The sequence below is a fragment of the Bacillus sp. S14(2024) genome, from assembly GCF_050473785.1.
GTDB classification, from domain to species: domain Bacteria; phylum Bacillota; class Bacilli; order Bacillales; family Bacillaceae_G; genus Bacillus_A; species Bacillus_A yunxiaonensis.
On record NZ_JBFLUP010000006.1, the window covers coordinates 1,467,329 to 1,480,920 of the forward strand.

The 13,592-nt window shown below is 36.3% G+C and carries 12 protein-coding genes; 10 read left to right on the plus strand and 2 right to left on the minus strand.

Annotation, left to right across the window (positions count from 1 at the left end; all coding sequences use genetic code 11):
* The first annotated feature begins 179 nt into the window (after positions 1-179).
* The gene (locus AB1279_RS07950) at positions 180-323 is read left to right on the plus strand and encodes a hypothetical protein (protein WP_429758358.1); all 144 of its coding nucleotides are present in this window, start codon (positions 180-182) and stop codon (positions 321-323) included.
* Entirely contained in the window at positions 283-3,729 is a 3,447-nt protein-coding gene (gene pyc, locus AB1279_RS07955) for a pyruvate carboxylase (protein ID WP_429758359.1), read from the plus strand. Before AB1279_RS07950 ends, pyc begins: the two co-directional genes overlap by 41 nt.
* Before the next feature lie 184 nt (positions 3,730-3,913).
* Here the strand turns inward: pyc and AB1279_RS07960 are convergent, their stop codons facing one another.
* Entirely contained in the window at positions 3,914-4,861 is a 948-nt protein-coding gene (locus AB1279_RS07960; protein ID WP_429758360.1) for a COX15/CtaA family protein, read from the minus strand.
* Between the two features lie 514 nt (positions 4,862-5,375).
* On the opposite strand from AB1279_RS07960, the gene cyoE reads away from it, so the two are divergent.
* The 6 genes from cyoE (at position 5,376) to ctaG (ending at position 11,271) form a co-directional block, all read left to right on the plus strand.
* Complete coding sequence (gene cyoE / locus AB1279_RS07965; protein ID WP_429758361.1) at positions 5,376-6,299, plus strand: heme o synthase; 924 nt, start codon at positions 5,376-5,378, stop codon at positions 6,297-6,299.
* A 92-nt stretch (positions 6,300-6,391) separates the two neighbouring features.
* On the plus strand, positions 6,392-7,441 hold the full coding sequence (gene coxB / locus AB1279_RS07970) for a cytochrome c oxidase subunit II (protein WP_429754116.1): 1,050 nt from the start codon (positions 6,392-6,394) through the stop codon (positions 7,439-7,441).
* A gap of 33 nt (positions 7,442-7,474) precedes the next feature.
* Positions 7,475-9,337 (plus strand): cytochrome c oxidase subunit I, encoded by a 1,863-nt coding sequence (gene ctaD, locus AB1279_RS07975; protein WP_429754117.1) that lies wholly within the window; start codon positions 7,475-7,477, stop codon positions 9,335-9,337.
* On the plus strand, positions 9,337-9,960 hold the full coding sequence (locus tag AB1279_RS07980) for a cytochrome (ubi)quinol oxidase subunit III (protein ID WP_429754118.1): 624 nt from the start codon (positions 9,337-9,339) through the stop codon (positions 9,958-9,960). The genes ctaD and AB1279_RS07980 overlap by 1 nt, the downstream gene beginning before the upstream one ends.
* Positions 9,961-9,963: 3 nt before the next feature.
* Positions 9,964-10,302 carry a cytochrome c oxidase subunit IVB gene (gene ctaF / locus AB1279_RS07985; RefSeq protein WP_429754119.1) on the plus strand — a complete coding sequence of 113 codons (339 nt, stop codon included), beginning with the start codon at positions 9,964-9,966 and terminating at the stop codon, positions 10,300-10,302.
* 63 nt (positions 10,303-10,365) lie between these two features.
* A complete protein-coding gene (gene ctaG, locus AB1279_RS07990) occupies positions 10,366-11,271 on the plus strand; it encodes a cytochrome c oxidase assembly factor CtaG (RefSeq protein ID WP_429758362.1) in 906 nt (301 codons plus the stop codon).
* A 204-nt stretch (positions 11,272-11,475) separates the two neighbouring features.
* On the opposite strand, the gene AB1279_RS07995 is transcribed toward ctaG, so the two are convergent.
* The gene (locus tag AB1279_RS07995; protein ID WP_336483215.1) at positions 11,476-11,841 is read right to left on the minus strand and encodes a YugN family protein; all 366 of its coding nucleotides are present in this window, start codon (positions 11,839-11,841) and stop codon (positions 11,476-11,478) included.
* A gap of 213 nt (positions 11,842-12,054) precedes the next feature.
* Between AB1279_RS07995 and AB1279_RS08000 the strand changes: the two genes are divergently transcribed.
* The gene (locus AB1279_RS08000) at positions 12,055-13,086 is read left to right on the plus strand and encodes a CAP domain-containing protein (protein WP_429758363.1); all 1,032 of its coding nucleotides are present in this window, start codon (positions 12,055-12,057) and stop codon (positions 13,084-13,086) included.
* 87 nt (positions 13,087-13,173) lie between these two features.
* Positions 13,174-13,587 (plus strand): YlbD family protein, encoded by a 414-nt coding sequence (locus AB1279_RS08005; protein ID WP_336483213.1) that lies wholly within the window; start codon positions 13,174-13,176, stop codon positions 13,585-13,587.
* The last annotated feature ends 5 nt before the right edge of the window (positions 13,588-13,592 follow it).

A 13,592-nucleotide genomic window follows, 5' to 3' on the forward strand; every position in this document is an offset into this window, starting at 1 on the left:
AAAAGAACTTATTTAGATGGTTTTTAACAAAAAGTATGTCACATTTAATCGAATGTGTTTACAAAAAGCTTGGTTGCTTCTTGAAATTTATGCTATACTAATTTTGTGAGACAAATTGAACAGAAAGCTTATCATTTGCCAAAAAATAAGGTATGATGAATAAAAATAAGGTGAAGCTTTTGGATAGTGAATATCACACTGCTAGAAGTGAAGTACTTATTTCTGCTAAAGCAGGGCAAATCTTTGCTGCTATGAATGGTAGGAAAATAGAGGGGGAAAATCATGAAAAAGCTGCAACGTATTCAAAAAGTATTAGTAGCTAACCGCGGTGAAATTGCGATTCGTGTGTTTCGTGCTTGTACAGAATTAGGACTACGCACAGTTGCGATTTACTCTAAAGAGGATAGCGGTTCATATCATCGATATAAAGCAGATGAAGCGTATCTGGTAGGAGAAGGTAAAAAACCAATCGATGCATATCTTGATATTGAAGGTATTATTGATATTGCAAAACGTAATCATGTTGATGCGATTCACCCAGGATACGGTTTTTTATCAGAAAATATCCAATTTTCAAAACGTTGTGAAGAAGAAGGCATTATCTTTATTGGTCCAAAGAGTAAGCATTTAGATATGTTTGGAGATAAAGTGAAGGCAAGAACACAAGCGCAACTAGCGAATATTCCTGTCATTCCTGGTAGCGATGGCCCAATAAGTGGAATTGAAGAAGTAGAAAGCTTTGCTAAAACATATGATTACCCGATTATAATTAAAGCAGCTCTTGGTGGCGGCGGTCGAGGAATGCGTATCGTACGCAGCGCAGATGAATTAAAAGAAGCGTATGACCGTGCGAAATCCGAGGCGAAAGCAGCGTTTGGTAATGATGAAGTATATGTTGAAAAGTTTGTTGAGAATCCAAAGCATATTGAAGTACAAATATTAGCAGACGAACATGGTAATGTCGTTCATTTATATGAGAGAGATTGTTCAGTGCAGCGCCGTCATCAAAAGGTTGTAGAAATAGCACCAAGTGTGTCTCTTCCAGAAGAACTTCGCAATCGTATTTGTGAAGCTGCAGTTCAATTAACGAAAAATGTCGATTATGTGAACGCGGGGACAGTTGAGTTTCTTGTAAAAGGAAACAATTTCTATTTTATTGAAGTAAATCCACGTGTCCAAGTTGAACATACGATTACAGAAATGATTACAGGTATTGATATTGTTCAATCACAAATTTTGATTGCTGATGGCTATGCTTTACATAGCGAAAAAGTAAGTATTCCAGAACAAGAAGATATAATTACACACGGATTTGCGATTCAATCGCGTGTGACAACAGAAGATCCGCTTAATAACTTCATGCCAGATACAGGGAAAATTATGGCATATCGTTCTGGTGGTGGTTTTGGTGTACGTTTAGATACAGGAAACAGCTTCCAAGGTGCAGTTATTACACCATATTATGACTCATTACTTGTAAAAGTAACCACTTGGGCGTTAACGTTTGAACAAGCAGCAGCCAAAATGGAACGTAATTTAAAAGAATTCCGTATTCGTGGTATTAAAACAAACATTCCATTTCTGGAGAATGTTGTGAAGCACAAAAACTTTTTAACAGGAAAATATGATACATCGTTTATCGATTCTTCACCAGAACTATTCGTATTTCCAAAACGAAAAGACCGCGGTACAAAAATGCTATCGTATATTGGCACAGTAACGGTAAATGGATTTCCTGGAGTGGGAAAACAAGAAAAGCCGATTTTTGCAGAAGCTCGCATTCCAAATGTTGAATATTCTGAACCGTTTCCAACTGGTACGAAGCAAATTTTAGATGAGCGCGGAGCCGATGGGTTAGTAAAATGGGTTCAAGAACAAAAACAAGTTTTGTTAACGGATACTACATTTCGTGATGCGCATCAGTCATTATTAGCAACGCGTATTCGTACACAAGAGCTAAAACACATTGCTGAACCAACAGCGAGAATGTTGCCGAACTTATTTTCAGCGGAAATGTGGGGAGGAGCAACGTTTGATGTTGCGTATCGTTTCTTGAAAGAAGATCCATGGGAACGTTTATTACAATTACGTGAGAGAATGCCAAATGTATTATTCCAAATGCTTCTGCGTGCATCAAATGCAGTAGGATATAAAAACTATCCAGATAACTTAATTCAAAAATTTGTAGAGTGTTCTGCACAAGCTGGTATTGATGTATTCCGTATTTTTGATAGTCTAAACTGGGTAGAAGGTATGCGTGTTGCGATTGATGCTGTGCGTCAAAGTGGTAAGATTGCAGAGGCAACAATGTGTTATACAGGTGATATCCATGATCCGATGCGCAGTAAATATGATTTGAATTATTATAAAAACTTAGCAAAAGAGCTAGAGGCATCAGGTGCGCATATTTTAGGGATTAAAGATATGGCGGGATTATTAAAACCAAATGCAGCATATGACTTAGTATCTGCATTAAAAGAGGCGGTATCGATTCCAGTCCATCTTCATACGCATGATACGAGCGGAAACGGTGTATTAACATATGCGAAAGCAATTGAAGCTGGAGTTGATATTGTAGACGTTGCGGTAAGCTCTATGGCAGGATTAACATCTCAACCAAGCGCTAATACGTTGTTCTATGCATTAGAAGGAAATGAAAGACAACCGAATGTGGATGTGAAATCTTTAGAGAAGCTCTCTCATTATTGGGAAGATGTTCGTAAATATTATTCTTCATTTGAAAGTGGCATGAATGCACCGCATACAGAAGTGTACATGCATGAAATGCCAGGTGGCCAATATAGCAATCTACAACAACAAGCAAAAGCTGTCGGTTTAGGAGATCGTTTTGATGAAGTGAAAGTAATGTATCGCCGCGTTAATGATATGTTTGGTGATATTGTTAAAGTAACTCCATCGTCAAAAGTAGTGGGTGATATGGCCCTATTTATGGTACAAAATCATTTAACAGAGAAAGATATTTATGAGCGTGGTCATGCATTAGATTTCCCAGGATCAGTTGTGGAAATGTTCTCTGGCGACCTTGGACAACCGTATGGTGGTTTCCCGAAAGAGTTACAGGAAATTATTTTAAAAGGAAAAGAGCCTTTAACGGTAAGACCAGGTGAATTGTTAGAACCAATTGATTTTGAAGGGGTAAAAGAAGAGTTATTCCATAAACTAGGTCGTGAAGTAACGATGTTTGATATTGTATCGTATGCGTTATATCCGAAAGTATTTATGGATTATCAAAAAGTTGCAGACCAATATGGAAATATTTCTGTTCTTGACACACCAACATTCTTCTATGGTATGAGACTGGGTGAGGAGATTGGTGTAGAAATTGAACGTGGTAAAACACTAATTGTGAAATTAATTTCGATTGGAGAACCACAATTAGATGGTACACGTGTTGTATATTTTGAATTTAACGGACAGCCTCGTGAAATTGTTATAAAAGATGAAAGTGTTAAAGCGACAGTTTCCCAACGAGTGAAAGGGAATCGCGAAAATCCAAATCATATTAATGCAACAATGCCAGGGACTGTAATTAAAGTAGTAGTAAATGAAGGAGATACAGTGAAAAAAGGTGATTCCATGGCAATTACAGAGGCGATGAAAATGGAAACAACTGTACAAGCCCCATTTACTGGTACTGTGAAAAAAGTATATGTGAAAGATGGAGAGGCAATTCAAACAGGTGATTTGCTAATTGAATTGGAACAATAATATAAAGTGAAACTTCCGTCAGTTGGATTCTTACTGTCCGTTAATGCGGGATAGAACAGCTGTTAGTCAGTTTTTTTACACACCGTTCTCATTCAGGATTATTTCAAAAAACAAAAAGAGCTGCATGAAAGCAGCTCTTTTTGTTTTTTTTTGAAAGTAATAGCTTGTCGTAATAGGAAAGTTATTATAATAGTTTCTTTTGCTGTGTAGTACGATTCATTTCTGTTTTTTGTATGTTTGTTTTACTGCGTGTTACTAGCATAACTAAATAGCATAATACAGCAAACAAGCATGCTATAAAGAGTGAATGAAGAAGTGACATGACTAAGCTTGCATCTGTGAATACAACTAAAATACCAGAGATTGCTTGACACATCACAAGGCTAAATGCAGTAATCCATCCATAATATATAACAGCTTGTTGTTTATATTGCCGGATAGCTATAATCATTGCGTATAAAATCCAAACAAAAATTAATGTAGCGGCAAATCGATGTCCCATTTGTACCCATTCATGAAATTGCGTTGGAAATGGACTGTTTTTGCTGCATAATGGAAAAGTTGGACATGCTAAGCTTGCGTGTTCATGGCGCACCAATGCTCCTGTATAGACAACAATGTAACTGTAAATTGTTACACCGTAAATATGAAATCTCATCTTCTTATCAATATTAAGTGAGTGGACATCAAACTTTTTATCAATTTCAAAGATAAGGAGTGTCAATAAAATAACAGCAGCAAACGAAATAAGAGAGATACCGAAGTGAATTGCTAATACAGCCGGAACTTGTCCCCATACAACTGCAGCTGCTCCCATAAGTGCTTGAGCTACTAAAAATGCGAAAGACAGAATGGCAAGGGTTTTTGTTTCACGAACGTGCCCGTAGTATTTCCAAGCTAAGACACATAGTAGTGTAACAAGAACTCCTGCAGAACCTGAAGTAAGGCGATGACTCAGCTCAATAATTGTTTGTATTGATAGGTCCGAGGGAATAAGTTGCCCATTGCATAGCGGCCAAGATTTACCACACCCTTGTCCTGAACCAGTCTTAGTAACCAATGCTCCGCCAAGAAGAACAAGGAATAAATCAAGACTCGTAATGACTGCTAACCATTTTATAAAACGTTGCAATCCTTTTCACCAGCTTTCTATTCTAAAGTTATTGTGCAATATTTTGATGAAATAAATATTATAGAAACTGAACTGCACTACAGTCCTATGATATATAAAATCTTATAAAATAGCAAAGGCGGACGGCAAAGGGGAAGATGGGATAAAATAATACTAAAATCCAGAAAATAAATTACTGATTTTAACAAAAACAGCGGATTTTATAAATAAATAAACGGAAATACATGCGAAATTTGACAAAATGGTTTATTATAAAAGGTAATTACGTGCTATTATGAAGAGAGTAGGGAAAAACTTTTTAATGACAGACACAAAAAGTTCATGTTTTCTTCACAAATTTTTCATGAAATATGTTTTAATATATTCGAGTGAGAAGTGTATATTAATAGCAGAAGCAAAAAACAACATTTCTACTGTAATAATATTGCTATATAGAAGCTAAAGAGCGTTTTATTTCAAAGAGAATGCTCATTGCAGAGTAATTATGATGAAAGTTTTAGAGGGGGTTGAAACGATGAGCCATGCAACAAGTCAATTGCATGAGGAATCAACCGTAACGGATGTGCCGGAAACAAGTCGTGTACAAGATTTATTAGCGCTTGTAAAAATGGGAATTGTAAATTCAAATACATTAACGGTATTTACAGGTTTTTGGTTGGCTCTACATTTTAATGGATTAAACTTTGTGGATCAGCTGGATAAAATGTTTTTCACAATTGTTGGTTCTGCACTTATTATGGCAGGATCATGTAGTTTGAATAACTACATTGATCGTGATATTGATCATTTAATGGAACGAACAAAAAATCGTCCGACAGTAACCGGGAAAATGAAACCGAGTTTTGTATTAACATTTGGTATTGTATTATTACTATTAGGTTTCGTATTCTTGCTTCTTACAACGCCGATGGCTGCAATTATTGGTTTTATTGGAGCATTCACATATGTTGTTCTTTATTCATTATGGACAAAGAGAGCATATACGCTTAATACAGTAGTAGGTAGTGTATCAGGAGCGGTTCCACCTTTAATTGGTTGGGCAGCTATTGATCCAAGTTTGGATCATCCTATTGCTTGGATGTTATTCTTAATTATGTTTATATGGCAAATTCCACACTTCCTCGCTCTTGCGATGAAACGTGTTGAAGAATATCGTAATGCAGGTATTCCAATGCTTCCTGTAGTATATGGATTTGATATAACAAAACGTCAAATTATGATTTGGACAGTCTGCTTATTGCCACTTCCATTTTATATGAGTGCGCTTGGAGTAACATTTATGGTAATTGCAACAGTGCTTAACATCGGTTGGATCGCGTTAGGGTTTTATGGCTTCCGTAAGAAAGACGACATCAAATGGTCCGTGCAAATGTTTGTATACTCCTTGAATTACTTAACAATCTTATTTATTTCAATGATTGTTGTAACATTCTTCTAAGACAACGACATCAAGAGACTTCTTTACGTTGAGATTTACTTTACTTACTATAAAGTACAATCTAATTAACAAAGAAAGTGGGGGTTGTTTGCATGAAGAAACAGTGGCGATTGCTTTCGCTCGTTTCACTAGTGGCTTTACTGTTAGGGGGATGCGGTAAAGCCTTTCAATCTACTTTGATTCCACAAGGTGAAGTAGCAAAAATGCAATACGATTTATTGTTGTTAGCCAGTGCAATCATGATTGGTGTCGTTCTTGTTGTTACGATTATTTTCTTGTATGTAATTGTGCGTTTCCGTCAAAGAAAGGGACAGGAAAACTATATTCCGAAGCAAGTAGAAGGAAATCACAAGCTAGAAATTATATGGACAGTCATTCCAATTTTACTTCTATTGGTATTGGCTGTCCCTACTGTTACATATACGTTTAAACTTGCTGACGTTAGTGCTATTGAGAAAAAGAATATTGATAAAGACACAATCGTTGTTGATGTAACAGCGAATCTTTATTGGTGGGAATTTTCTTACAATAATGAAAAATTAGTAACTTCGCAAGATTTAGTCATCCCTACAGGTAAAAAAGTGTATTTAAATTTAAAGGGTTCTGATATTAAACATTCATTTTGGGTTCCGTCTTTAGCTGGAAAAATGGATACAAATCCAGATAATACAAACAAAATGTGGATTAAAGCGGATAAATCAGGCACATATAATGGTTTTTGTGCAGAATTTTGTGGACCTTCTCATGCTTTAATGCAGTTTAAAGTGAAAGCTGTTGATGAAAGCGAGTACAAAAAATGGGTTGCTAGTATGAAAGACTTAGATGGTAAGAAAGCTGTTGCTTCTACGCAAGAGCAGGAAGGTAAACAAATTTTTGAAAAGAGTTGTATCGGTTGTCATGCTGTTGGATCAAACGATAACAGACCACCTTCTGCACGTATTGCACCGAATTTAGCCAACTTCGCAGATCGTGATATGGTTGCAGGTATTGCTGAAAATAATGAAGAAAATGTGAAGAAATGGTTAAAAGACCCTGAAAGCATGAAACCAGGCAACAAAATGGCTGGAAAGTATGGTAATCTTACTGACGATCAAGTAGATGCATTAAATGCGTATTTACAAACATTAAAAGTTGAAAAGTAAAGAGAAACTATTTGCGAAGGGGAGGTTGAAAACGTGAGTTCTGTAGCAAAAAAACAGGGAGTGGGTTCTGTAATTTGGGATTATTTAACGACAGTAGACCATAAAAAAATTGCCATTCTCTATTTAATTGCAGGTGGGTTATTTTTTATCATCGGAGGAATAGAAGCATTATTTATTCGGCTTCAATTAGCGATTCCAAACAATGATTTTCTCGTTGGAGATATGTACAACCAAGTGTTAACAATGCATGGAACAACAATGATTTTCTTAGCAGCAATGCCACTTATATTTGCAATGATGAATGCGGCGGTACCACTTCAAATTGGTGCACGAGACGTTGCGTTTCCATTTATTAATGCTCTTGGATTTTGGTTATTTTTCTTTGGAGGCGTATTTTTAAACTTAAGTTGGTTTTTAGGCGGGGCGCCTGATGCAGGGTGGACATCATATGCATCGTTATCACTCGCATCCAAAGGACACGGTATTGATTTCTATGTTCTTGGTCTGCAAATTGCAGGTATTGGTACATTAATAGGAGGAATCAACTTCCTTGTTACTATTATTAATATGCGGGCACCTGGGATGACATATATGCGGATGCCGATGTTTACATGGACTACTTTTGTAACATCTTCACTTATTTTATTTGCATTCCCACCGCTTACAGTAGGTCTAGCTTTGTTAATGTTGGATCGTTTATTTGGCACAAGCTTCTTTAACCCAGCTCTAGGAGGGAATACGATTATATGGGAGCATTTATTCTGGATCTTCGGTCATCCAGAGGTATACATTCTTATACTCCCTGTTTTCGGAATATTCTCAGAAATCTTCGCTACATTCTCTAAAAAACGTTTATTCGGATATTCATCTATGGTCTTTGCAACGGTATTAATTGGATTTTTAGGATTCATGGTTTGGGCACATCATATGTTCACAGTAGGTCTTGGACCAGTAGCGAATGCAATTTTTTCTGTAGCTACAATGGCAATTGCTGTTCCAACAGGTATTAAAATTTTCAACTGGCTCTTTACGATGTGGGGTGGAAGTATTCGCTTTACAACACCAATGATGTGGGCTGTTGGTTTTATTCCATCATTTGTTATGGGTGGTGTAACAGGCGTTATGCTTGCATCAGCTCCTGCTGATTATCAATTTCATGATAATTATTTCGTTGTAGCTCACTTCCATTATGTAATTGTTGGTGGTGTTGTATTTGGCTTATTTGCAGGTGCTCATTATTATTGGCCACTTATGTTTAATAAAGTTTTAAATGAGACACTTGGTAAAATTACATTTTGGTTGTTCTTTATTGGCTTTCATTTAACGTTCTTTATTCAGCACTTCCTTGGTTTAATGGGTATGCCGCGTCGCTATTTTACGTATTTGCCAGGACAAGGATTAGAAGTAGGTAACTTAATTAGTTCAGTAGGGGCAGTATTTATGGCTCTCGGAACAATTGTACTGCTAGCTAATGTTGTAAAAACATCCTTTTCTAAAAAACAAGCTGGTCGCGACCCTTGGGATGGTCGTACATTAGAATGGTCAATTCCAGCGCCGACACCTGAGTATAACTTTAAGCAATTACCGTTTGTGCGTGGATTGGATCCATTATGGATTGAAAAACGTGAAGGGAAAAACGAAATGACACCAGCAGAACCGATTGGTGATATTCACATGCCAAATGCATCTTTCCTGCCATTTGTCATCTCTTTAGGCTTATTTATTGCAGCATTTGGAGCGATGTATATGCATGCGGGGAAAGAGAAAATGTGGCTAGTAGTAGCGATTATTGGTCTGATTATTACTTTTGGAGCAATGCTCTTACGATCTGTAATTGATGATCATGGATACCATATTCATAAAGAAGATTTAGAAGATAAAGGGGGCAAGGCATAATGCATGCAGAGGAAAAATTAACAAATGAAACCTTTCCAGCAGAGCCTGAAAAAGCAACCCTTGAGGGAAAGAATAAATTTATTGGATTTTGGTTGTTTCTAGGAGGCGAGACAGTACTGTTTGCGTCCTTATTTGGAACATATTTAACACTGAAAAATTCAACAAATGGTGGAGCGTCATCACAAGAGATGTTTCAAATGCCGCTTGTGTTCATTATGACAATGCTTCTGTTAACGAGTAGTTTAACTAGTGTATATGCAATGTATCATATGAAGAATTTTAACTTTAAGCAAATGCAGCTTTGGCTTATTGTCACTGTATTGCTTGGGATTGGATTTTTAAGTTTTGAGATTTATGAATTTAATCATTATGTTCATGAGTTTAAACATACGATGAGAAGTAGTGCATTCGGTTCTGCATTTTATGCGTTAGTTGGTACGCACGGGTTACACGTACTATTTGGATTACTTTGGATTTCAACTTTAGTAATCCGTAATGCGAAGCGTGGTTTAAATTTATACAATGCTCCAAAGTTTTACGTGGCATCAATTTACTGGCACTTTATCGATGTAGTTTGGGTGTTTATTTTCACTGTAGTATATTTAATGGGAATGGTGGGATAAACAATGGCAATTAAACAAACAAATATAAGTAATCCTAAAGTCGATCTTGCTTATCGCAGAAAAAAAAGTGCGGAAGAAATGAAGCATCAAGTCGTTACTTTCGGATTAATGATTTTTTTAACAGTCATTGCATTTGCAGCAGTCGCATATCCTAAAACATTTGGTCCGCTTTTTTCCGTACCATTTATTATATTGTTAGCTGTTGTGCAAGTTATTTTTCAATTGTATTATTTTATGCATATGAGCCATAAAGGGCATGAAGCACCTACATTTTTCTTGTATGCTGGTCTGATAGTCGGCTTAATTACAATTTTAGCTTTTATGACAATTGTTTGGCTTTAAAAAGAAAGGGGATTGAATGTTTCATCAATCCCCTTTTACATATGAAAGGGAGGGTGAAAAAAAGTGAGCAACTTATGGATATTCGGTTTTGAAGCACTGTGGAGCCCATTCTTTTTTCTTTTTATGTTAGCTATTGTGATTGGTTATCTTTTAATTATTGGAAAGTATCGACATCGCTTTCCGAATGGAGAAAAAGTAAGTAAACGAAAAATTTTTTATTTTATAAGTGGTATGTTCCTTTTGTATTTTGTTAAGGGGGGGCCAATTGATTTACTTGGACATATTACGTTTAGCGCACATATGTTAGAAATGGCAATCATGTGTATCGTTGTACCTCCACTGTTATTACTTGGATTACCGGATTGGTTGTTTCAATACATAACATCATTTCGATTTATTCGTATGATGTTACGTATATGGGCAAATCCTATTGTAGCTTTATTTGTTTTTAACGGGCTATTTTCTATGTATCACTTGCCTGTCGTATTTGATGCAGTAAAGCAAAGCCAAATAGGGCATCCAGTCGCTCTTGCCCTATTATTCTTTATGGCAATGATGCTATGGTGGCCTATATTTAATCCATTACCAGAATATCAAACATTAAGTGATATTCAAAAAATTGGTTATATGTTTGCCAATGGTATGTTATTAACGCCATCTTGTGCACTTATTATTTTTGCCACAGGGCCATTGTTTGCTACCTATACAGATCCAAGTGCATGGATGAAGGCAATGGAACTTTGTGTACCAGCTGGAACATTATCTAACTTAAATATTACAGGTCCTGATTTCTTGCATTGGCTTCCTGCTTTAGAGGATCAAGAAACAGGAGGTATTGTAATGAAGATTATACAAGAAATTGTGAACGGCACAGTGATTGGATATGTTTTCTTCTCGTGGGCACGTAAAGAACGAAAAAAGGATGCAGAACAGCTTCATGCATTACCCCCGTATTTGCAGACAAAATAAAATGAAACTTCTTTCAGTGGGAGGTTTGTCACCCTCCATTGATGGAGACTTCTTACCTATTGAGCTCATGTCAGTAGTTATCTCTGACATATTTTCTTTGTTTTTCCTGAGTCTTGAGTTGGGAGTTTATTGTCTACGAATAGTGAGGTGAATTTACAAAGCAAAAAGAAGGTGTATCATTGTGTACACCTTCTTTTTGCTTTATTATTCTATAATCGCTAAATCTTGCAATTCTTTTTCGATATTTTGAAGTAACTGCTCACTTTTTTGAAGAACATTTTTCGGGAAATTTTCGTCCTCCCCGTACTCTACACCATGTGGATAATAATGTTTACCAAGAAGCGGTGTCAATAATTTAATATGGGCATGTCTGCCTCCAATGTCTCCTTCTATGGCAAAACCTTGTATACGTAAATAATACACATCTTTTAGCATTTCAAATTTATAGTCGTATGTAACCCGCTCGTAATCCCATTGCCCGGCTAGTACAAAATGATGCTTGTCCATTACCTCAGTTAGAAGTGTGAAGTCAACAACTGTACCTTCAAGTTTCGTATTTGTAAATCGCATGAAATATCCTCCTTATTTTAAACGTAAGATCCCCTCGATTTTATAATAGTACGAATAGTAAGAAAATACAATTCATATAGAGAGAAAAGGGATAATGTCTACTTTCATGCAAGAAATATGATATAGTGAACATAGTGTGGTACACACAAAATAGAGAAAAACAGTTTTGTTTGTGTATACCTCAATTTTATGGGTATTCAGGAGGTATATAATTTGAAACAATTGTTCCGTATCATAGTAATTACTATTCTTATTTTAGCGATTGATTTATACGGGAAATTACTCGTTTCTCAATATATATTACAATCTCCGCATTCAAAACCAGAGCATAAAATCGTAAAAATGAAAAAAGAAAATCTAGGTATGCCAGAAGTAATTCCGCAGTTACTTGGTAGTGACCCTGAAAATTTGTTAGTGAAGTGGGGCGAACCGGCGCGAATTGAACCATCTGCATATGGTTATGAATGGTGGATATATAATCAAGATTTATCACAATATGTGCAATTTGGGATTTTGGATCATAAAATTGTTACGATTTATGTTGGCGGAGAGAAAGTGAATATTTCTCCATTTCGTATCGGTGAAAGATATGAAGATGTTTATAAAAGGAATCCGTTTTCATATGAAATTTCACTTAGAATGGGGAAAAACAGTTATCAATTTGAATTGTCTGATGTTGAAGTAGCAGAACAACCACTTGTTTCTATGGAAGAAGGGTGGGCGCAATTATATTTTGATCATTTTACACATAAGCTTGTCGGTGTTCGTTATATGGATGATGAAACGTTAATAAAACAAAGGCCATATCAAATTGTATCTTCTGGGGAATTAACGAATCCACAACCATTATCGCCAGAGCAAGTGAAGCAAGTTGAACAAGGAAATGCACAACAAATTTTAGATTTGACAAATGTAATTCGTAGTAGTTACCACCTTCCATTATTAGTATGGGATCAACAAACGGCGGTAGTAGCATATGAACATAGTAAAGATATGAAAGATAACAATTATTTTTCGCATGACTCACCTTCATTTGGCACTTTAGGGGATCGTTTGCAAAAAGGAAATGTATCATTCCAACTAGCGGGAGAAAACATCGCAGCCCAGTATGGTGATGGAATTGCAGCAGTGCAAGGATGGTTAAATAGTGAGGGACATCGAAAGAATTTACTAAACGAACAATTCACTGATTTAGGAATTGGAGTGTATGATAAATTTTATACGCAAAATTTTATTCAAAAGTAAGGTGTATGAATTGCCTAAAAATAGGCGAACCATGCGCCTTTTTTTTCTTACAATATAGTAGAAGATACATCTGGTGAGGTGATTGTAATGACAGCGGTGAAAGGAGATTTACATCCTTCTATTCAACAATTCAAAGAGTTTGTACGCCAGCATCCAAAGATGGTTCATGACGTTCGAAATGGAAAGAAATCGTGGCAACAATTTTATGAAGAGTGGTATTTACTTGGAGAACAAGATGATGTATGGAATCATTACAAAGTGAACGGGGAGACTATTCCTCCTTCTGTACAAGAAGATCGCGGAGAAAAGTCTGAGGACTTTATGGGGCAAATGGTATCGTTTTTTAAAAAGTTAGATGTGGACCAGGTGCAGCAACATTTAGCAAATATGACCACTGCACTTGGAAGCGTGCAGCAAGTTATTCAACAGTTTCAAGGGAACCGAGCACCAAAACAGCAGCGTAATTCGGAAAATAATCCGTTTTTCTTTCAAAAAGATTAGGAGGA